The organism is Pseudomonas sp. B707 (assembly GCF_022496685.1).
Classification (GTDB): Bacteria; Pseudomonadota; Gammaproteobacteria; order Pseudomonadales; family Pseudomonadaceae; genus Aquipseudomonas; species Aquipseudomonas paraglycinae.
The window spans coordinates 173978-194199 of the sequence record NZ_WTVE01000029.1 but is presented as its reverse complement, the minus strand read 5'-3'; the positions used below and the strand labels follow the sequence as shown (position 1 = coordinate 194199).

16 protein-coding genes are annotated in these 20222 nt (G+C 60.9%); 8 read left to right on the top strand and 8 right to left on the bottom strand.

All coding sequences use genetic code 11. The annotated features are described in order from the left end of the window. The first annotated feature begins 164 nt into the window (after positions 1-164). The 8 genes from ppsA to GQX66_RS18470 all read left to right on the top strand — a co-directional run bounded on the left by ppsA (position 165) and on the right by GQX66_RS18470 (position 8328). The gene (gene ppsA, locus GQX66_RS18505; RefSeq protein WP_102686938.1) at positions 165-2540 is read left to right on the top strand and encodes a phosphoenolpyruvate synthase; all 2376 of its coding nucleotides are present in this window, start codon (positions 165-167) and stop codon (positions 2538-2540) included. A 98-nt stretch (positions 2541-2638) separates the two neighbouring features. Continuing rightward, on the top strand, positions 2639-3628 hold the full coding sequence (locus GQX66_RS18500; RefSeq protein ID WP_007951983.1) for an alpha/beta fold hydrolase: 990 nt from the start codon (positions 2639-2641) through the stop codon (positions 3626-3628). Positions 3629-3854: 226 nt separating this feature from the next. Beyond that, entirely contained in the window at positions 3855-4346 is a 492-nt protein-coding gene (gene rraA / locus GQX66_RS18495) for a ribonuclease E activity regulator RraA (protein ID WP_007951984.1), read from the top strand. Positions 4347-4370: 24 nt separating this feature from the next. Beyond that, positions 4371-5366: a zinc transporter ZntB gene (locus GQX66_RS18490; RefSeq protein WP_011333249.1), complete on the top strand. Its 996-nt coding sequence runs from the start codon at positions 4371-4373 to the stop codon at positions 5364-5366. A 63-nt stretch (positions 5367-5429) separates the two neighbouring features. Continuing rightward, positions 5430-5678: a CrfX protein gene (locus GQX66_RS18485; protein ID WP_085700244.1), complete on the top strand. Its 249-nt coding sequence runs from the start codon at positions 5430-5432 to the stop codon at positions 5676-5678. A 2-nt stretch (positions 5679-5680) separates the two neighbouring features. Further along, on the top strand, positions 5681-6505 hold the full coding sequence (locus tag GQX66_RS18480) for a mechanosensitive ion channel domain-containing protein (protein WP_007951987.1): 825 nt from the start codon (positions 5681-5683) through the stop codon (positions 6503-6505). Between the two features lie 90 nt (positions 6506-6595). Further along, positions 6596-7186 (top strand): RNA polymerase sigma factor SigX, encoded by a 591-nt coding sequence (sigX, locus tag GQX66_RS18475; RefSeq protein ID WP_011333251.1) that lies wholly within the window; start codon positions 6596-6598, stop codon positions 7184-7186. A gap of 107 nt (positions 7187-7293) precedes the next feature. Beyond that, positions 7294-8328 (top strand): OmpA family protein, encoded by a 1035-nt coding sequence (locus tag GQX66_RS18470; protein WP_085747909.1) that lies wholly within the window; start codon positions 7294-7296, stop codon positions 8326-8328. 74 nt (positions 8329-8402) lie between these two features. Here GQX66_RS18470 and cobA read toward each other — a convergent pair whose 3' ends face one another. From cobA to GQX66_RS18430, 8 genes are all read right to left on the bottom strand, one after another. After that, on the bottom strand, positions 8403-9155 hold the full coding sequence (gene cobA, locus GQX66_RS18465; RefSeq protein ID WP_240870380.1) for a uroporphyrinogen-III C-methyltransferase: 753 nt from the start codon (positions 9153-9155) through the stop codon (positions 8403-8405). A 13-nt stretch (positions 9156-9168) separates the two neighbouring features. Continuing rightward, a complete protein-coding gene (locus GQX66_RS18460; RefSeq protein WP_240870372.1) occupies positions 9169-11883 on the bottom strand; it encodes a nitrate reductase in 2715 nt (904 codons plus the stop codon). Beyond that, positions 11883-12200 (bottom strand): nitrite reductase small subunit NirD, encoded by a 318-nt coding sequence (gene nirD / locus GQX66_RS18455; RefSeq protein WP_007951992.1) that lies wholly within the window; start codon positions 12198-12200, stop codon positions 11883-11885. Before nirD ends, GQX66_RS18460 begins: the two co-directional genes overlap by 1 nt. Continuing rightward, entirely contained in the window at positions 12197-14650 is a 2454-nt protein-coding gene (gene nirB / locus GQX66_RS18450; RefSeq protein WP_045121673.1) for a nitrite reductase large subunit NirB, read from the bottom strand. The genes nirD and nirB overlap by 4 nt, the downstream gene beginning before the upstream one ends. Positions 14651-14959: 309 nt before the next feature. After that, positions 14960-16630: a bifunctional protein-serine/threonine kinase/phosphatase gene (locus GQX66_RS18445; RefSeq protein WP_240870370.1), complete on the bottom strand. Its 1671-nt coding sequence runs from the start codon at positions 16628-16630 to the stop codon at positions 14960-14962. Positions 16631-16637: 7 nt separating this feature from the next. Beyond that, a complete protein-coding gene (locus GQX66_RS18440; RefSeq protein ID WP_007952035.1) occupies positions 16638-17849 on the bottom strand; it encodes a nitrate/nitrite transporter in 1212 nt (403 codons plus the stop codon). Between the two features lie 415 nt (positions 17850-18264). Next, complete coding sequence (locus GQX66_RS18435) at positions 18265-18840, bottom strand: ANTAR domain-containing protein (RefSeq protein WP_007916390.1); 576 nt, start codon at positions 18838-18840, stop codon at positions 18265-18267. Positions 18841-18855: 15 nt separating this feature from the next. Continuing rightward, the gene (locus GQX66_RS18430) at positions 18856-20067 is read right to left on the bottom strand and encodes a CmpA/NrtA family ABC transporter substrate-binding protein (protein WP_102686944.1); all 1212 of its coding nucleotides are present in this window, start codon (positions 20065-20067) and stop codon (positions 18856-18858) included. Positions 20068-20222 lie beyond the last annotated feature (155 nt).

Sequence of the window (20222 nt, the reverse complement as noted above, 5' to 3'; positions counted from 1 at the left end):
GGCCTTAAGCTAATGAGTATTTCTGGATATGATAGGCGCGATTTGCCGGCCGCCATTGGCCCGCATTCTCACTTATTTTCCAGGTCCAGGCCATACAGCCGGCCAACGCTCCCCCGAGCCGCCGGTTTCTGAGCTTTTCCAACACAGTTAGTGGAGAGATCACCTTGGTAGAGTACGTAGTTTCCCTCGATAAGCTCGGCAAACACGATGTTGAGCATGTGGGGGGCAAGAACGCATCCCTGGGCGAGATGATCAGTAACCTGGCCGGTGCCGGTGTTTCGGTCCCCGGCGGCTTCGCCACCACGGCGCAAGCCTATCGCGACTTCTTGGAACTGAGCGGTCTGAACGATCAGATCCACAAGGCCCTCGATGCGCTGGACGTCGATGACGTCAATGCCCTGGCCAAGACCGGCGCTCAGATCCGCCAATGGATCATGGAAGCCGAATTCCCTGAAAAACTGAACACCGAGATCCGCACCGCGTTCGCCGCGCTGTCGGCCGGCAATCCTGACGTGGCCGTGGCCGTGCGTTCCTCCGCCACCGCCGAAGACTTGCCGGACGCTTCGTTCGCCGGTCAGCAGGAAACCTTCCTGAACATCCGTGGCGTGGAAAACGTCATCCGCGCGGCCAAGGAAGTGTTCGCTTCCCTGTTCAACGATCGTGCCATTTCCTACCGCGTGCACCAGGGCTTCGACCACAAGCTGGTCGCCCTGTCGGCCGGCGTGCAGCGCATGGTGCGTTCGGAAACCGGCACCGCCGGTGTGATGTTCACCCTCGATACCGAATCCGGCTTCCGTGACGTGGTGTTCATCACCGGCGCCTACGGCCTGGGCGAAACCGTTGTACAAGGCGCGGTGAACCCGGACGAATTCTACGTCCACAAGGGCACGCTGGCAGCCGGTCGCCCGGCGATCCTGCGTCGCAACCTGGGCAGCAAGGCCATCAAGATGATCTACGGCGACGAGGCCAAGGCCGGTCGTTCCGTGAAAACCGTTGATGTCGACAAGGCCGAACGCGCGCGTTTCTGCCTGACCGACGCTGAAGTCAGCGAGCTGGCCAAGCAGGCGATGATCATCGAGAAGCACTATGGCTGCCCGATGGACATCGAGTGGGCCAAAGACGGTGACGACGGCAAGCTGTACATCGTGCAGGCCCGTCCGGAAACCGTGAAGAGCCGCACCCAGGCCAACGTCATGGAACGTTACCTGTTGAAAGAAACCGGCACCGTGCTGGTGGAAGGCCGTGCCATTGGCCAGCGCATCGGCGCCGGCAAGGTGCGGATCATCAAGGACGTCTCCGAGATGGACAAGGTTCAGCCGGGCGACGTACTGGTCTCCGACATGACCGACCCGGACTGGGAACCGGTCATGAAGCGCGCCAGCGCCATCGTCACCAACCGTGGCGGCCGTACCTGCCACGCGGCGATCATTGCTCGTGAGCTGGGTATTCCTGCTGTTGTCGGTTGCGGCAACGCCACCCAACTGCTGAAGGATGGCCAGGGCGTGACCGTGTCCTGTGCCGAAGGCGACACCGGTTACATCTTCGAAGGCGAACTGGGTTTCGACATCAAGAAGAACTCCGTCGACGCCATGCCGGAGCTGCCGTTCAAGATCATGATGAACGTCGGCAACCCGGACCGCGCCTTCGACTTCGCGCAACTGCCGAACGCCGGTGTGGGCCTGGCCCGTCTGGAATTCATCATTAACCGCATGATCGGCGTGCACCCGAAAGCGCTGTTGAACTACGACGGCCTGCCACAGGACATCAAGGAAAGCGTCGACAAGCGCATCGCCGGTTACGACGATCCGGTCGGCTTCTATGTCGAGAAGCTGGTTGAAGGCATCAGCACCCTGGCCGCTGCGTTCGCACCGAAGAAGGTCATCGTGCGTCTGTCGGACTTCAAGTCCAACGAATACGCCAACCTGATCGGCGGCAAACTCTACGAGCCGGAAGAAGAAAACCCGATGCTGGGCTTCCGTGGCGCGTCGCGTTACATCAGCGAATCGTTCCGCGACTGCTTCGAACTCGAGTGCCGTGCGCTGAAACGCGTGCGCAACGAGATGGGCCTGACCAACGTCGAAATCATGGTGCCGTTCGTCCGTACCCTTGGCGAAGCCAGCCAGGTGGTGGATCTGCTGGCCGAGAATGGCCTCAAGCGTGGCGACAACGGTCTGCGCGTGATCATGATGTGCGAACTGCCATCCAACGCGATCCTGGCTGAAGAGTTCCTCGAATTCTTCGACGGTTTCTCGATCGGCTCCAACGACCTGACTCAGCTGACACTGGGTCTGGACCGTGACTCCGGGATCATTGCGCACCTGTTCGACGAGCGTAATCCGGCGGTTAAGAAGCTGTTGGCCAACGCGATTGCTGCGTGCAACAAGGCCGGCAAGTACATCGGCATCTGCGGTCAGGGTCCTTCGGACCACCCTGACCTGGCCAAGTGGCTGATGGAGCAGGGCATCGAAAGCGTGTCGCTGAACCCGGACACCGTGCTGGAAACCTGGTTCTTCCTTGCCGAAGGCCAGGCGGCGGAATAAGCCGTGAATGAAGCTCCGACCCGTTGAACCGGGTCGGGGCTTTAAGATTGAAGTAGGGCGAGCTCTCCGGATGCCGCCCTTTTTTGTGCAAGAGCATTATGCAAAGCAGCAGCAACCTATTTCCTGTCGCCCTGATCAGCGCCGAACGACGCGGTGATCTGAGCGAAGACGTTTACCGTTTGAAACCGGGCAACAGCCCTGACTGGTCCGTGGAAATCGCGGTGACCCGTCTCGGCATGGCGGATGAGCCGGCGTCGCGCGGCGTGCCGGTGATCTTGCTGCACGGCAGTTTCTCCAACCGGCGCTTCTGGTTTTCGCCGAAGGGCCTGGGCCTGGGCGCGTATCTGACGCGGCTGGGCTTCGATGTGTGGATCCCGGAAATGCGCGGTCACGGTCTGTCCCAGCGCAACGAGGACTACCGCCGCAACCGCGTCGCCGACTATGCCCGTTACGATCTGCCGGCCATCGCCGCGTTCGTCCGGGAGCAGAGCGGGCAGATTCCGCACTGGATCGGCCACTCGCTGGGTGGCATCACGTTGGCGGCCGCGCTGGGCGGCGAATACCTCGGTGAGCCGGCGGTGGCGTCGGCGGCGTTTTTCGGCACCCAGGTCAGCCGCACGTACTGGCCGCTGAAAATTCCGCCGGTGGAGTGGAGCGGGCGCTTCATTCTCAAGCGTTTTGCCCAGTTGTCTGGCTCGCGGCTCAAGCGCGGCCCCGAGGACGAGCCGATCGGCCTGGCGCTGGAAAGCATGCGCTGGTATGGACTGTTCGGCCGTTTCGGCGACAAGGACAAGGATTGGTGGGCAGGCCTTGCCGATGTGCAGGTGCCGGTGCTGGCAGTGAGCGCGGCGGGCGATCATCAGGATCCGGCCTGGGCGTGCCAGAAACTGTTCGAACAGATCGGCTCCGAGCACAAGCAGTTCATCAACCTGGGCCGTGAACAGGGTTTCAACGATCAGTTCGGGCATGTCGAGATGCTGGTCAGCAAGGCAGCGCAGGCTGAGGTCTGGCCGCTGGTGGCGCGTTGGCTGGCGGATCAGCACACGCCATTGCTTGGCGAGAAGCCGGATCTGGCGGCAGCGGTCTGAACGCGGCGCCCTGAAAAGGGCATTTCGTTCGAGTCGGCTTGCGGCTAAGATATGACGCATTGGACGGTTCTGGTCATATTTAGTGACTGTTTCGCTATTACGTTTCAGCTTGTGTTCAGGTTCGTTCAGCGACCATGACATGGGCTAAGGTAAACAACGACCGCCGGGACTCGTTTCAAAAGAGTGCGACATCCTTGATCGTCTTCCTTGTTACAGGAGTTATTCGATGAACCATTACCTTACGCCTGACCTGTGCGACGCCTATCCGGAGCTGGTTCAGGTGCTGGACCCGATGTTCAGCAATTTCGGCGGCCGTGATTCGTTCGGCGGCGAGATCGTGACCATCAAGTGCTTCGAAGACAACTCGCTGGTCAAGGAACAGGTCGAGCTCAAGGGTAATGGCAAGGTGCTGGTGGTGGACGGTGGCGGTTCCCTGCGCCGTGCGCTGCTGGGCGACATGCTCGCCGAGAAAGCCTCGAAAAACGGTTGGGAAGGGCTGGTCATCTACGGCTGCATTCGTGATGTGGACGTCATCGCCCAGACCGATCTTGGCGTGCAGGCCCTGGCCAGCCACCCGATGAAAACCGACAAGCGCGGTATCGGCGACCTCAACGTGCCGGTGACGTTTGCGGGTGTCACTTTCCATCCCGGCCAGTACATCTATGCGGACAACAATGGCGTGATCATCTCGCCAAGTCCGCTGAAAATGCCTGAATAAATCGCGGTAACCACAGGGGTGAGGATGTTCGAGGAAGAAAACGCGCAATGGGGGCTGGTGCATGCCCTGGTGCTGGACGGTAAAGGCGGTGCGCGTTCGATAGCCCGAACTGATCTCGACGATCTGCAGCTGCAGGCTCATGAAAGCTTGTGGCTGCATTGGGATCGCAGTCACCCGCAGACCCAGACCTGGCTGCGCAAATCCAGTGGGCTCAACGAGTTCACCTGCGATCTGCTGCTGGAAGAAAACACCCGACCACGCCTGTTGCCGCTGCCGGATTCCGAGCTGCTGTTGTTTTTGCGCGGGGTCAACCTCAACCCGGGTGCCGAGCCGGAAGACATGGTGTCGGTGCGGATTTTCGCTTCGGCCCAGCGGGTGATTTCCCTGCGTTTGCGTCCATTGCGCGCCACCGATGAGTTGCTGGTGATGCTGGGCGAGGGCAAGGGGCCGAAAACCTCGTCCGAACTGATGCTCTATCTGGCGCAATTCCTCACCAACAAGGTGCAGGATCTGGTGACTTGCCTCTCCGAAGTGGTCGATGAAGAGGAAGAAAAACTGGATGCCGACGAACGGTATACCCCCGAGCATGGTGCCATTTTGCACATCCGTCGCCGGGCTGCCGGGCTGAAGCGTTTTCTGGCACCGCAGCGGGATATTTTCGGACAGCTGACGCGGATAAAACTGCCGTGGTTCGTCGATGACGATGCCGACTACTGGAACGAATTGAACAACAGCCTGACCCGTTATCTCGAAGAGCTCGAATTGACCCGAGAGCGCGTGGGGCTTGTGCTGGAGGCTGAAGACCGGCGCTTGAGCGTGCACATGAATCGCACGATGTACCGCTTCGGGATCATCACCTGCATCTTTTTGCCGATGAGTTTTATTACCGGTCTGCTGGGCATCAATGTCGGCGGCATTCCGTTCTCGAGCAGCCCTTATGGTTTCCTGATCGCCTGTCTGACGGTGCTCGCCCTGGCGTTCGGACAATGGTGGTTGTTTCGCCGTTTGCGCTGGGTATGAAGATGCGCCATGTGACCCGACCAAATTTGCCCGCGTCTTTCACAGACATCACGAGAGGTGCGTATGCACGATCCGTTTGAACAGTCTTTGCGCGACATGCTCAACGCCTCGCCGTCCGGTCGCGACGACGATGCCTGCCTGGGCCGCGTACTCAAAACCGCCAACCGCCAGGTTGGCGCCGGCGATCTGTTCAGCCTGCTGGGCCGCTGGCTGCCCGCGCTGATGATCGCCCTGAATAACGGCTCGGCCCATGTCGCGCCGGTCTCCCGTCTCCGTAAACCTACCGCTCGCACTGCTGATAAGGCTGATTGAATATGGAACTTGATCTCTGGACTCAGAGCCTCGTCACTGCAATGACTGCGTTGTGGACCAAAGTCGCTAACTTCATTCCGAACCTGTTCGGCGCACTGGTTGTGCTGCTGTTGGGTTTTGTCGTGGCCAAGCTGCTGGACACCTTGCTGTCCAAATTGCTGGCCAAACTGGGGCTCGATCGGCTGATGGGTGGCACCGGCCTGACAAAGCTGATGTCCCGCGCGGGGCTGCAAGTGCCGATCTCGACGTTGATCGGCAAAATCGTCTATTGGTTCGTTCTGCTGATTTTTCTTGTTTCGGCAGCAGAATCCCTTGGACTTGAGCGAGTTTCAGCTACGCTTGACATGCTCGCGCTGTATTTGCCAAAAGTGTTCGGCGCGGCGCTGGTGTTGCTGGTGGGTGTCCTTCTTGCGCAACTGGCCAATGGCCTGGTTCGCGGGGCGGCAGAAGGCGTAGGCCTGGACTACGCTTCAGGACTTGGGCGAATTGCCCAGGGCCTGGTGATCATCATCAGCATTTCGGTCGCGATCAGTCAGCTGGAGGTCAAGACCGACCTGCTGAACCATGTGATCGTTATCGTATTGATTACCGTTGGTCTGGCGGTTGCGCTGGCCATGGGTTTGGGAAGCCGGGAAATTGCCGGTCAGATTCTTGCGGGAATCTATGTGCGTGAGTTGTATCAGGTTGGGCAACAAGTGCGTATTGGCGAGGTCGAAGGCCAGATCGAAGAGATCGGCACGGTTAAGACCACATTGCTGACCGATGAGGGTGAGCTAGTCTCTCTCTCCAATCGGATCCTGCTGGAGCAGCATGTGAGTAGCCGCTAACCCGGCAAACCCTGCTAATGTATGCCGCCGCAAAATGCCAGCTGTCGCTGGCTGCGGTGGACATTGACCTGACTGTCGGCACGACTTGTTTTGAATAAAGCCCAAACGCTATCCACGCGCTACGACCCCCGCGAGCTCTCTGATGAGGAGTTGGTCGCGCGCTCGCATACCGAGCTTTTTCACGTGACGCGCGCGTATGAAGAATTGATGCGGCGTTACCAGCGGACATTATTTAACGTTTGTGCGCGATATCTCGGGAACGATCGCGACGCGGACGATGTCTGTCAGGAGGTGATGTTGAAGGTGCTGTACGGCCTGAAGAACTTCGAGGGGAAATCGAAGTTCAAGACATGGCTATATAGCATCACGTACAACGAATGCATCACACAGTATCGGAAGGAACGGCGAAAGCGTCGCTTGATGGACGCACTGAGTCTTGACCCCCTCGAGGAAGCGTCCGAAGAAAAGGCGCCGAAACCCGAGGAGAAGGGCGGACTGGATCGCTGGCTGGTGTATGTGAACCCGATTGACCGGGAAATTCTGGTGCTACGATTTGTCGCAGAGCTGGAGTTCCAGGAGATCGCAGACATCATGCACATGGGTTTGAGTGCGACAAAAATGCGTTACAAACGCGCTCTTGATAAATTGCGTGAGAAATTTGCAGGCATTGCTGAAACTTAGTTCGGCGCAAATATCTCTTACGTGTAGGCAAGTTCTGATAGACTTGCCGCCGAGTTGTCCCCCGGTTTGCGGGACTGCTTCACAATCACCAGATGGGGATTTAACGGATGAAACTGAAAAACACCTTGGGCTTGGCCATTGGTTCTTTGATTGCCGCCACTTCTTTCGGCGCTCTGGCACAAGGCCAAGGCGCAGTTGAAATCGAAGGCTTCGCAAAGAAAGAACAATTCGACAGCGCTCGTAACTTCAAGAACAACGGCAACCTGTTCGGCGGCTCGGTCGGTTACTTCCTGACCGACGACGTTGAACTGCGTCTGGGCTACGACGAAGTGCACAACGTGCGTTCCGACGACGGTCGTAACATCAAGGGCGCCAACACCGCTCTGGATGCTCTGTACCACTTCAACAACCCAGGCGACATGCTGCGTCCATACGTCTCGGCTGGTTTCTCCGATCAGAGCATCGGTCAGAACGGCACTGGCGGTCGTAACCGCTCTACCTTCGCCAACGTTGGCGGCGGTGCCAAGCTGTACTTCACCGAGAACTTCTACGCCCGTGCTGGCGTTGAAGCTCAATACAACATCGACCAGGGCGACACCGAGTGGGCTCCTAGCGTCGGTATCGGTGTGAACTTCGGTGGCGGCTCCAAGCCAGCTGCTGCTCCAGTTCCAGCTCCGGCTGAAGTCTGCTCCGACAGCGACAACGACGGCGTTTGCGACAACGTTGACAAGTGCCCGGACACCCCAGCCAACGTAACTGTTGACGCTGATGGCTGCCCAGCAGTTGCTGAAGTTGTTCGTGTTGAGCTGGACGTGAAGTTTGACTTCGACAAGTCGGTTGTTAAGCCAAACAGCTACGGCGACATCAAAAACCTGGCTGACTTCATGAAGCAGTACCCATCGACTCGCACCACTGTTGAAGGTCACACTGACTCCGTCGGTCCTGACGCTTACAACCAGAAACTGTCCGAGCGTCGTGCAAACGCCGTTAAGCAAGTTCTGACCAACCAGTACGGTGTTGAATCGTCCCGCGTTGACTCTGTTGGCTACGGCGAAACCCGTCCAGTTGCTGACAACAAAACTGAAGCTGGCCGTGCTGTTAACCGTCGCGTAGAAGCGCAGGTTGAAGCTCAAGCTAAGTAATTAGCTGCCGCTCCGAGAAAAGCCCGGCTTAGGCCGGGCTTTTCTTTGCCTGCGATTTGGTGAAACCGGGATTGTCAGGCCAGGCGATCAGCTGGCCAGCTAATCGAGTCGAACTGGGTCACAGCCGCGGCGACGGCACCTATGACCAGAATCGCAGGACTCTTGAGCTGGAAACCAAGGGCATCGTCTTCCATGGCTGTCAGCTTGCTGCGACATTCGCGCTGCTCTGGCAACGAGGCATTCTCGATCATCGCCACCGGCGTATTCGCTGCCATACCGCCCGCCAGCAGTTGCTCGCGAATCTCGCCGAGCTTCGCCACTCCCATGTAAATCACCAGCGTCGTCCCGCCTTGCGCCAGCGCCCGCCAGTTCAACTGACTGTCGTCCTGGGTATGAGCCGTGACCAGCGTCACGCCCCGGGCCACGCCGCGTAACGTCAGCGGAATATCACACTGGGTCGCGCCGGCCAGTCCGGCGGTGATGCCATTGACCAGCTCCACCTCGACCCCGCGCTCGCGCAACCACTGCGCTTCCTCACCCCCACGCCCGAAAATGCATGGATCGCCGCCCTTGAGCCGTACTACGCATTTACCCTGACGGGCATAACGCAGCATTAGCCGATGGATGAACGCCTGGGGCGTCGAGCGGCAGCCGCCGCGTTTGCCGACCGCGATGATTCGCGCAGCAGGGCAGTGCTCAAGCACCGCCTCATTGACCAGATCGTCGATCAGCACCACCTCGGCTTCGCGCAAGGCACGCAACGCTTTGAGCGTCAGCAGTTCAGGATCACCGGGGCCCGCGCCCACCAGCCAGACTTTCGCGTTCATGGTGTTTTCCTCTTCAGATGACGGCGACCAGACGCACGTCGGCGGCCAGCAAGCGCTTGATTTCCGGGACGCAGGAACCGCATTGCGTTCCGCACCCCAATGTATTTTTCAAACCCTGCAGATCCAGACCTTCACGAATGCCGGCGCAGACCGCGCTGTGGCTGACGTTCTTGCAGTTGCACAAGGTTTTGTCCGCCACAACCTGCGCGCCGGCATTGCCCGGCGGTGCACTCATCGGTGCCAGCAGCCAGCGCCGCAGTTGTTCGTCGGCGCGCCCCTCCAGCCACAGGCCTTGCAACCAGTGCTGAGCGAGGGTTTCACCGGCCAGACGGATCGCGGTGATTCGTCCGTTTTCGATGCGTACCCGCTTGCCGATGGCGCGGCGAGGATCGTCATAAGCCAGCACCGGCCCCTCAATCAGGGCCAGGCACTGGTCGATTTCACGCAGCAATTGCGGATCGGGTGCGGCGGCGCTGGCTGCGCGTATCAGCAGCGCAGGCCGTTCACGTCCGACAAGGCTGAGACTTGCGTAGGAAAACGCCTCACAGAGCGGTCGAAGCGCCTCGAAATGCCGTTGAACATCGCCCTCGATCAGTGCGAACAGTTGCCAGGGCAGATTCACCGGTTCCAGCCGTACACCGCTGTGCTTGAGTTCCGGCTGTTTCGACAAAGGATCGAAGGCGGGCAGGGTCAGGCTGTTCACGCCGCCCTTGAGGAAACGATCGCCCCAGTGCATCGGCAGGAACGCCTGACCCGGACGCACGCTGTCATCGCTGGCAACCGCCACAATCACCGCGCCCCGACGACTTTTCAGATTCACCAGATCCCCCGGCTGCAAGCGGTGGCGGCGCACCTCGTCCGGGTGCAGGCTCAACACCGCTTCGCTGACATGGCCGAACAACTGCGCCGCCGTACCGGTGCGGCTCATACCGTGCCATTGATCACGCAGGCGGCCGGTGATCAGGGTCAGGGGAAAGCGTGCGTCGCGTTGTTCCTTGGCGGCGCGATAGGGATCGGCAACGAACTGCGCGCGCCCGTTCGGCGTAGGAAAGATCCCATCGACATACAGCCGGGCTGTGCCTTGGCGGGCGCCAGCGGGGAAGGGCCATTGTTGTGGCCCAAGCTCATCAATCAACCCATGGCTGATCCCGGACAAATCCAGATCGCGACCCCGGGTCAGTTGTTTGTACTCATCAAACAACTGTGCCGGTTGCTCGAAGGCAAACAGGCCAGACTGCTGCGGGCGCAGACGTTTCTCCAGGCGTTGTGCGAAATCCACCGTGATCGCCCAGTCCGGACGCGCTTCACCCGGTGCAGCAATGGCCTGGCGGACGTGGGAAATCCGCCGTTCGGAGTTGGTCACCGAACCTTCCTTCTCGCCCCAACTGGCCGCCGGCAACAGCAGATCGGCAAACGCCGCGGTTTCGGTGGTGCGAAACGCCTCCTGCAACACCACGAACGGACAAGCTTCCAACGCTGCACGTACAGAGTTCTGGTCAGGCATCGATTGTGCGGGGTTGGTGCAGGCAATCCACAACGCCTTGATCTTGCCGTTGCGCACCTGTTCAAACAGTTCGATGGCACTGAGACCGGTGTTTTCCGGCAGCTTATCCACACCCCAATACGCCGCCACTTCGGCGCGATGCTCCGGATTGGCGACTTCACGGTGACCTGGCAACAAGTTGGAAAGGCTGCCGGTTTCCCGTCCGCCCATGGCATTTGGCTGACCGGTCAGGGAAAAAGGTCCTGCACCCGGCCGGCCGATTTGTCCGGTGGCCAGGTGCAGATTGATCAGCGCGCTGTTCTTCGCGCTGCCGGCGGTTGACTGGTTCAGGCCCATGCACCACAGCGACAGAAAACTCGGCGCGGTGCCGATCCATTCCGCACATTGCTGCAACTGCTCGACGCTGATTCCGCACAACTGCGACACCATGGCCGGCGTGTAATCGCGTACCAGGCTTTTCAGCTCGGCGAGCCCGTCGGTGTGCGCCTTGATGAAGTCGCGGTCGATCCAGTCTTCCCACAACAGCAGATGCAAAATCCCATGGAACAACGCGACATCGGTGCCCGGCAGAATCGCCAGATGCAGGTCCGCCAGATCGCAGGTGTCGGTGCGCCGTGGATCAATAACGACGACTTTCATCTGCGGGCGGTGGGATTTGGCTTCTCCGAGGCGGCGAAAGAGTACCGGGTGGGCGTAGGCCATGTTACTGCCGACGATCACCACGCAATCGCTCAACTCCAGGTCTTCGTAGCTGCACGGTGGTGCGTCGGCGCCGAGGCTGCGTTTGTAGCCGACCACCGCCGAAGACATGCACAGCCGCGAATTGCTGTCGATGTTATTGGTCCCGACCAGCGCCCGCGCCAGTTTGTTGAAGGCGTAGTAATCCTCGGTCAGCAACTGCCCGGAGATGTAGAACGCCACGCTGTCCGGGCCATGTTCGGCGATGGTGTCGGCGAACACGTTGGTGGCGTGATCCAGCGCGGTGTTCCAGTCGCAGCGACTGCGCGCCAGGCCTTTGCCCAGGCGCAATTCCGGGTACAACGCCCGTGCTGCCAAATCACCGGTCAGGTGCAGGGTCGAGCCTTTGCTGCACAGTTTGCCGAAGTTGGCCGGATGCGCCGGATCGCCGCTGACGCCGAGAATGCGCTCGCCGTCATGCTCGATCAGCACGCCGCAGCCGACCCCGCAATAGCAGCAGGTCGAGGCGGTCGTCTGGCGGTTCATCAGACGGCGTCCCGCAGGGCCAGTTGCACACGGCCGTTCTCGACCCGGGCCGGGTGATGGTGAGCGCAACCGACGTCCGGTGCCTGGGCTTCGCCGGATTGCAGGTCGATCTGCCAGTTGTGCAGCGGGCAGGCGACACGTTTGCCGTAGATCAGGCCTTGGGACAATGGGCCGCCCTTGTGCGGGCAGCGGTCATCGAGTGCGAAAACTTCGTCGTCGCTTGTGCGAAAGATCGCAATGTCACCTTTGGGCCCGGCAATGATCCGCGAACCGAGGGCATTGATCTCTTCCAGGGCACAGATATCGAGCCAGTTCATGCCGGCACCTCCAGGTTTTTCACGGGGATCACGTCGAATTCTTTCTTCAGTTGTGGCTGGGCGAGGCGCTCTTTCCACGGATCCTGTTCGAACGACAGGGAGAATTGCAGGCGCTCGTTCAGGGCCTTGCGGCGTTCGGGATCTTCCAGCACGGCTTTTTTGATGTGCTCCATGCCGACCCGTTGCAGGTAGTGCACGGTACGTTCGAGGTAGAAGGCTTCCTCACGGTACAACTGCAGGAACGCGCCGTTGTACTCGCGCACCTCCTCGGCGGTCTTGAGCTTGACGAAGAACTCGGCGACTTCGGTCTTGATCCCGCCGTTGCCGCCGATGTACATCTCCCAGCCGGAATCGACGCCGATGATTCCTACGTCCTTGATCCCCGCTTCCGAACAGTTGCGTGGGCATCCGGAGACCGCCAGTTTCACTTTGTGCGGCGACCACATGTTGAACAGATCGTGCTCGAGGTCGATGCCCAACTGGGTCGAATTCTGCGTGCCGAAGCGGCAGAACTCGCTGCCGACGCAGGTTTTCACGGTGCGGATCGATTTGCCGTAGGCGTGGCCGGACGGCATGTCGAGGTCTTTCCACACACCGGGCAGATCCTGTTTCTTGATCCCCAGCAGGTCGATGCGCTGGCCGCCGGTGACCTTGACCATCGGCACCTGATATTTGTCCGCCACGTCGGCGATACGCCGCAGTTCCGACGGGTTGGTCACGCCGCCCCACATCCGTGGCACCACCGAATAAGTGCCGTCCTTCTGAATGTTGGCGTGGGCCCGTTCGTTGATCAGGCGCGACTGCGGATCGTCCTTGGCTTCGCCGGGCCAGGTGGAAATCAAGTAGTAGTTGAGGGCCGGGCGGCAGGTGGCGCAGCCGTTCGGGGTGCGCCAGTTGAGGTAACTCATGGTGCCGGCGATGGTCAGCAGATGCTGTTCGCGAATGGCCTGGCGAATCTGGCCGTGATTGAGGTCGCTGCAACCGCAGATGGCTTTTTCGCTTTTCGGTTTGACGTCGGCTGCACCGCCAACGGTGTTGATCAGGATCTGCTCGACCAGCCCGGCGCAGGAGCCGCAGGAGCTGGCGGCCTTGGTGTGTTTTTTCACCTCGTCGACGCTGAACAGTCCGTGTTCCTGAATGGCCTTGACGATGGTGCCCTTGCACACGCCGTTACAGCCGCAGACCTCGGCGTTGTCGGCCATGCTCATGGCTTTGTCCTGGCCCTGATGTCCTACATCGCCAAGTGCGTTTTCTCCGAACATGAGGTGATCGCGGATCTCACCAATGGCGTGATTCTCACGAATCTGCCGGAAATACCAACCGCCATCTGCCGTATCGCCGTACAGACAGGCGCCGACCAGCACGTCATCCTTGATCACCAGTTTTTTGTACACCCCGCCGATCGGGTCGGAGAGGGTGATGGTCTCGGTGCCTTCGCCGCCCATGAAGTCGCCGGCGGAAAACAGGTCGATGCCGGTGACTTTCAATTTGGTCGACGTCACCGAGCCCTGATAACGGGCGAAACCCAGTTGCGCCAGGTGATTGGCGCAGACCTTGGCCTGTTCGAACAACGGCGCCACCAGGCCGTAGGCGATGCCACGGTGGCTGGCGCATTCGCCGATGGCATAGATGCGCGGGTCGTAGGTTTGCAGGGTGTCGTTGACCAGAATCCCGCGATTGCACGGGATACCGGCCTTTTCCGCCAGTTCGGTATTGGGGCGGATCCCGGCGGCCATGACCACCAGATCGGCGGGGATGATGTCGCCGTTCTTGAATTGCACCGAGCCGACGCGACCATTGCCGGCGTCATGCAGGGCCTGGGTCTGTTCGCACAGGCGAAAGTGCAGGCCACGGGATTCGAGGGCGGTTTGCAGGAGTTGGCCGCTGGTCTTGTCCAGTTGCCGCTCCAGCAGCCACTCACCGAGGTGCACCACGGTGACGTGCATGCCGCGCAGCATCAGGCCGTTGGCGGCCTCGAGGCCGAGCAGGCCGCCGCCGATCACCACGGCGTGCTTGTGAGTTTTTGCGGTGTCGATCATGGCCTGGGTGTCGGCGATGTCGCGGTAGCCGATCACACCCTGCAAGGTGTTGCCGGGGATCGGCAGGATGAACGGGGTCGAGCCGGTGGCGATCAGCAAGCGGTCGTACTCGGCCTCGGTGCCGTCCTCGGCGATCACCCGGCGTTTGACCCGGTCGATCTCCACCACTTTGCGGTTGAGCAGCAGTTTGATGTTGTTTTCCAGGTACCAGTCGAGGTCGTTGAGCACGATTTCTTCGAAGGTTTGTTCGCCGGCCAGTACCGGCGACAACAGGATGCGGTTGTAGTTGGTGTGCGGTTCGGCGCCGAAGACCGTGATGTCGTACAGCTCGTTGCTCAGCTTGAGCAGTTCTTCCAGGGTGCGGACCCCGGCCATGCCATTGCCGATCATCACCAGTTTGAGTTTTTTCATCAGGTTCTCCGGGAGCATCGGGCTTGCCTCTTGTGGGCAGTCAGGCCTTGCTCGACAAAAATGGCGCAAACAAAAAAGGCGTCCCGCCAGTTACCTAGCGAGGACGCCTTTGTCCTTGTCCCGTTCTCTCGGGAAGCCTGGCCTTCGTCGTTGAAGGTCGGGCTTTATGTCAGTTGGAAACGTTAATGCAGTGGTTGTGCCAAGTTGCGCTGAGCCGCGATTTCACTGGGGTAATGCTGGAAATGGCCAGATGTTCGATGTGGTTTTTGCACTGAATGGAAGCGGCACGCCCGTTAATGGAGCGCCACATCAGCCATGAAACAACAGGAACAGCAGGACCAGATTGCCCAGCAGTGCCAGTAACGCCAGTGTCCGCCAGACCTTCAACGGCTCACGTTCCAGCAAGGGACGAGGGCGCACACTCAGGCTGCGGCGCTCACCTTGCTCCAGAATCAGCAGCCATTCCTCGGCGGTTTCATAGCGTTGCAAAGGATCGGCCGCCACACCGCGTTCCAGACACTGCGCCAGCCACTCCGGCAGATCCGGGCGATAACGCCCGGCACTCACCGGCACCCCGAAACGCGGGCGCTGGAAGGCTTCGATCTCGCCGTAGGGAAAATGCCCGGTGAGCAAGAAATACAAGGTCACGCCCACCGCATACAGATCCTGTTGTGCGCTGGGTACTGCGCTTTGAAAGGCTTCCGGTGCGATGTAGCTCGGGGTTCCGGGCAGGGTTGACGGTGCGTCCTGCGACAGACCGGGGCAATACGCCAGACCGAAATCCAGCAGCCGCAACTCGCCGTCGTCCCCCAGGTGCAGGTTTTCCGGTTTGATGTCGCGGTGCAGGATCTGCCGTCGATGCAACAGGCCGACAGCCCGCAGCAGGCGTTCGGCCAGATCCTGCCACTGAGCCAGTGGCAGCGGGCCGCTTTGCCCGAACAACTGAGCCAGGGTCGTCCCCGAATATTCACGCATCACGTAGTACAAATGCTGACGCTGACCAGCGCTATGGACTTCAGGAAAGTGCCGCCCGGCGACGCGTTTGAGGAACCATTCCTCCGCCAGCAAGGCCTGACCGGCCTGAGCATCGTCTGCCAGTTGTGCAGGCAACGTCTTCAACAGCCACGCCTGGCCCTGACCATCGAGCACGCGATACAGCAACGATTGCTGGCTGCGACTTACAACCTCTTGAACCCGCCAGCCTTCAAAGTCCTGACCCGGTTTCAGCGGCGGGGGCAGCGGCCACTGCTGCAAATGGATCAGCGCGTCGCCGAGGCTGGCCTCGCCGACGGCATCCACTCGCACCAACAGCGCGCTGGCGTTGTCCTGACTGCCGGCCAGATGCGCGGCGTTGACCAACGTTAGCGCGGCACTGTTCAGATCCGGTTGATCGCGCAGGATTCCGGCGATGGCGGTATCGCCGAGCGCCGCCCACACGCCATCACTGAGCAGCACGAAACATTCGCCGTCACGCAGTTCGCCATCGAGAAAATCCAGCACCAGATGCTGATCCAGTCCCAGTGCCCGCTTGAGCACATGCTGCATGCCCGGTTGATCCCAGACGTGATCTTCGCTTATCCGCTGCAAGGTCTCGGCGTGCCAGCGATAGACCCGGCAATCACCGACATGCGCCAGCGTGAAGCGTTTACCGCGCATGACCAGCGCACTGACCGTGGTGAGCAACGGCTGTCCGCCACCGTTGGCCTGCAACCAGCGGTTTTGTGCGAGCAGCAGACGATCGAGGGCCTGGGCCACGCTCCAGGTTTCCGGGGTGGAGTAATAGTCCAGTGCCAGCGCCTGCAAGGTCGAGCGCGCGGCCAGCCCGCCATCGGCGCACTGGCTGACGCCGTCGGCGATGGCGAACAGGAAACCCTTGCTGGCAGCCAGCGCCGGGGCGGGGGTCACCAGGCGCAAAGCGTCCTGATTTTCCGCGCGGGGGCCGGTGGCGCTGGCTTCGGCAAAGCTCAGTTGCAGAGCCATTCGGGCTTCAGACCCGGGCAGCGGTCACGGCCGCCGAACCCCAAGTGGTTCTCCAGCGACGTTTGACCCCGTGCAGGCCGAACCACGCCAGCACGCCAAGGCTGGCGAACAACCACAGCGCCAGCTGATAGCTGCCGGTGCTCTGTTTGATCGCGCCCATGCCTGCCGCCAGGGCAAAACCGCCAATGCCGCCGGCCATGCCGATCAGCCCGGTCATCACGCCGATTTCGCGACGGAAACGTTGCGGTACCAGTTGGAACACCGCGCCATTACCCGCGCCGAGACCGAGCATGGTGCAGACGAAAAGTGCCAGCGCCGCGTAGGAACTTGGCAGGTTGAAGCCGACCGCCGCGATGCAGACGGCGGCTACCGTGTACATCGCCAGCAGGGTGCGGATACCGCCGAACCGGTCCGCCAGCGCGCCACCCAGCGGACGCATCAGGCTGCCACCGAACACGCAGGCCGCGGTGTAGTAACCGGCGGTCACCGGGCTCAAACCGTATTGATCGTTGAAGTAGCCGGGCAGGGCGCTGGCCAGGCCGATGAAGCCGCCGAAGGTGACGCTGTAGAAAAACATGAACCACCAGCTGTCGCGATCGCCCAGGGCCTTGAAGTAGTCGGCCATGGACTTGGCTTTCGGCCGCTCCGGCGCGTTTTTCGCCAGCCAGGCGAACAGCACCAGGGTCAGGATCAGCGGAATCAGGGCGAAACCGAACACATTGCTCCAGCCGAACGCCGCCGCCAGCACCGGGGCGATCAGTGCCGCGAACACGGTCCCGGAATTGCCGGCCCCGGCGATGCCCATCGCCTTGCCCTGATGCTCCGGCGGATACCACTGCGAGGCCAGCGGCAGGGCCACGGCGAACGAGGCGCCGGCCATGCCGAGGAACAAACCGAGCAGCAGGGCCTGTTCATAACTGTGGATGCCCAGTTTCCAGGCGCCGAACAGGGCACAGATCACGATCACCTGGCCGATCAGCCCGGCGGTTTTCGGCGACAGGCGATCGGCGAGCATGCCCATCGCAAAGCGCAGCACCGCGCCGGCCAGAATCGGTGTGGCGACCACGAGGCCGCGCTGCTGGGTGGTCAGGTGCAGGTCGGCGGCAATCTGCACCGCCAGCGGGCCGAGCAGGTACCAGACCATGAAGCTCAGGTCGAAATACAGGAAGGCCGCGAACAGGGTCGGGGTGTGGCCGGATTTCCAGAAGCTTTTATTCATCGCGCACCTCAGCTGTAGAGAATCTCGAGAAGGAGTCAGAACCAGCACAGTGGGGCGCCGCCACGGCCGCACCACCGGCCCCGGGCTGTGGGGCCAAAACGCAAAAACGCCGCTACCCGGATCGCCGAAAGGGGCGAAGAAGGTGAGCGACGTCTTTGTCGTAGGTGGGGCAACCGCCGTTGGTTACCTGTAGGGATTGCTTAGCGAGATTTGTGCCAAGTCAAAATCAAAAGCCCCTCACCCTAGCCCTCTCCCGGAGGGAGAGGGGACTGATCGGGGGATATTCGAGAGATACGCCGACGTGAACGATCGGCTTTGAATCCATAATCGACTGGGTTTTTCAGGTCGATGTATGACGCAAGACACTGCGGTCGGTTCCCTCTCCCTCCGGGAGAGGGTTAGGGTGAGGGGCTTTTCAGCCGAGCAACTCGCTCATGGCAATGATCTGCTCCGCCACCTGAATCAGTTTCTGCTGGCGGCTCATGGCCTGGCGGCGCATCAGGGTGTAGGCCTCTTCTTCGTTGCAGTCCTTCATTTTCATCAACAGGCCCTTGGCCAGTTCGATTCGTTTGCGCTCGGCCAGTTGCTGGTCGCGGGCCTGAAGCTGGGCGCGCAAGGCCTGATCGCTCTCGAAGCGGGCCATGGCCACGTCGAGAATCGGCTGCAAGCGCTGTGCGTGAATGCCTTCGACGATGTAGGCACTGACCCCGGACTTGATCGCCTGACGCATCACGCCGGGGTCATGTTCGTCGGTGAACATCACGATCGGCCGTGGCTGGTCGCGGCTGACCAGCACCACTTGCTCCATCACATCGCGGCTCGGTGACTCGGTATCGATCAGGATCACGTCCGGACGCACCGTTTCGACGCGCGCCGGCAGGTCGATGGTCAGGCCCGACTCGTCGATCACCTCGAAACCGGCCTCGGTCAGCGCGGCTTTCAGGCGTCCGACTTTTTTCGCGGTGTCGTTGATCAGCAGAATGCGCAGCATGTTCGCGGTCTCCTGTCAGCGTTGGGCGAAAAGGGGCGCGCTGTCGCTCAGCGCGTGGAGCTTGAAGCTTCGGGCGTAGGCGGCCGGGTCGCTGCCGTCCCAGATTTTGCCGTCGATCAACTGGCTGCTGCGCATGTCCTTGCCCCAGGCCGCGACGCCCACAGCAGTCGCCGCGTCGCGATAGATCTCCAGTTGTTGCACCTGACGGGCGACGGCGAGGTAGTCCGGGTCATCGCGCAGCAAACCCCAACGGCGGAACTGGGTCATGAACCACATGCCGTCCGACAGATACGGCAGATTCACCGCGCCATCGCCGTGAAAGCGCAGGGCGTGCGGATCCTGCCAGCGATTGCCGAGGCCATCGTCGTAGTCGCCGAGAAAGCGCGGTTCGATGCAGGACACCGGGGCGTCGAGGTATTCCGGGGCGCTCAGCAACTGCGCGGTGCTGCGGCGGTTTTCCGGGTTTTCTTCGATAAAACGGCTGGCTTCGAGGATCGCCATCACCAGCGCGCGGGCGGTGTTGGGGTATTGCTCGACGAACGCGCGGGTGCAGCCGAGGACTTTTTCCGGGTGATCGGGCCAGATGGTCTGGCTGGTCGCCAGCGTGAAACCGAGATCCTGCTGCACGGCGCTGGCCGCCCACGGTTCGCCAACGCAGAGGCCATCAATACGCCCGGCCTGCAGGTGCGCGACCATTTGCGGCGGCGGCACCACCACGCTGTCGACATCCTGCAACGGATGAATGCCCTGGCTCGCCAGCCAGTAATACAGCCACATGGCATGGGTGCCGGTCGGGAAAGTCTGGGCGAAGGTCAGTTTTGCGCGGGTTTGGTGCACATGGTGGTGCAGCGCTTCAGGACCGGTCACGCCCAGGCCCTGCAAGCCGTGGGACAGGTTGAGGCTCTGGCCGTTCTGGTTCAGACCCATCAGCACCGCCATGTCGGTCGGCGCAACGCCGCCGATGCCCAGATGCACTGCGTAGATCAGGCCGTAAAGGCTGTGGGCAGCATCGAGTTCGCCGCTGACCAGATTGTCCCGCAGGTTGGCCCAGGAATTCTGGCGCTTGAGGTTCAGGGTCAGCCCATAAGGCTGGGAGAAGCCCTGAGTGGCCGCGACCACCAGCGAGGCGCAGTCGCTGAGGGCCATGAAGCCCAGATTGATCGCGCTTTTTTCCGGGGCATCGCTGCCGTTGACCCAGGCCAGCGGCCCGGCGGAGGTTTGAGTCATGAAAGCCACCCTCAAAAAAAACGTCGTCCCAGGCTTTGCCCGCGCAAAACCGAGAGACGACGCCATTGTCCTTGCCTGCACGCCACCATTGGCCTGCGGGCTGATGCCGAGGAAGGTGCAAGGCATATGCCATGCGCACGGATTTACCCGTGCGC

Bases quoted from the DNA above. Each gene is read 5' to 3' on its own strand.
- GQX66_RS18435 (WP_007916390.1), bottom strand. From the start codon at position 18,840: ATGCTGCGCATTCTGCTGATCAACGACACCGCGAAAAAAGTCGGACGC.
- GQX66_RS18490 (WP_011333249.1), top strand. From the start codon at position 4,371: ATGTTCGAGGAAGAAAACGCGCAATGGGGGCTGGTGCATGCCCTGGTG.
- GQX66_RS18445 (WP_240870370.1), bottom strand. From the start codon at position 16,630: ATGGCTCTGCAACTGAGCTTTGCCGAAGCCAGCGCCACCGGCCCCCGC.
- GQX66_RS18485 (WP_085700244.1), top strand. From the start codon at position 5,430: ATGCACGATCCGTTTGAACAGTCTTTGCGCGACATGCTCAACGCCTCG.
- rraA (WP_007951984.1), top strand. From the start codon at position 3,855: ATGAACCATTACCTTACGCCTGACCTGTGCGACGCCTATCCGGAGCTG.
- cobA (WP_240870380.1), bottom strand. From the start codon at position 9,155: ATGAACGCGAAAGTCTGGCTGGTGGGCGCGGGCCCCGGTGATCCTGAA.
- GQX66_RS18470 (WP_085747909.1), top strand. From the start codon at position 7,294: ATGAAACTGAAAAACACCTTGGGCTTGGCCATTGGTTCTTTGATTGCC.
- GQX66_RS18440 (WP_007952035.1), bottom strand. From the start codon at position 17,849: ATGAATAAAAGCTTCTGGAAATCCGGCCACACCCCGACCCTGTTCGCG.
- nirD (WP_007951992.1), bottom strand. From the start codon at position 12,200: ATGAACTGGCTCGATATCTGTGCCCTGGAAGAGATCAATGCCCTCGGT.
- GQX66_RS18500 (WP_007951983.1), top strand. From the start codon at position 2,639: ATGCAAAGCAGCAGCAACCTATTTCCTGTCGCCCTGATCAGCGCCGAA.
- nirB (WP_045121673.1), bottom strand. From the start codon at position 14,650: ATGAAAAAACTCAAACTGGTGATGATCGGCAATGGCATGGCCGGGGTC.
- GQX66_RS18430 (WP_102686944.1), bottom strand. From the start codon at position 20,067: ATGACTCAAACCTCCGCCGGGCCGCTGGCCTGGGTCAACGGCAGCGAT.
- GQX66_RS18480 (WP_007951987.1), top strand. From the start codon at position 5,681: ATGGAACTTGATCTCTGGACTCAGAGCCTCGTCACTGCAATGACTGCG.
- GQX66_RS18460 (WP_240870372.1), bottom strand. From the start codon at position 11,883: ATGAACCGCCAGACGACCGCCTCGACCTGCTGCTATTGCGGGGTCGGC.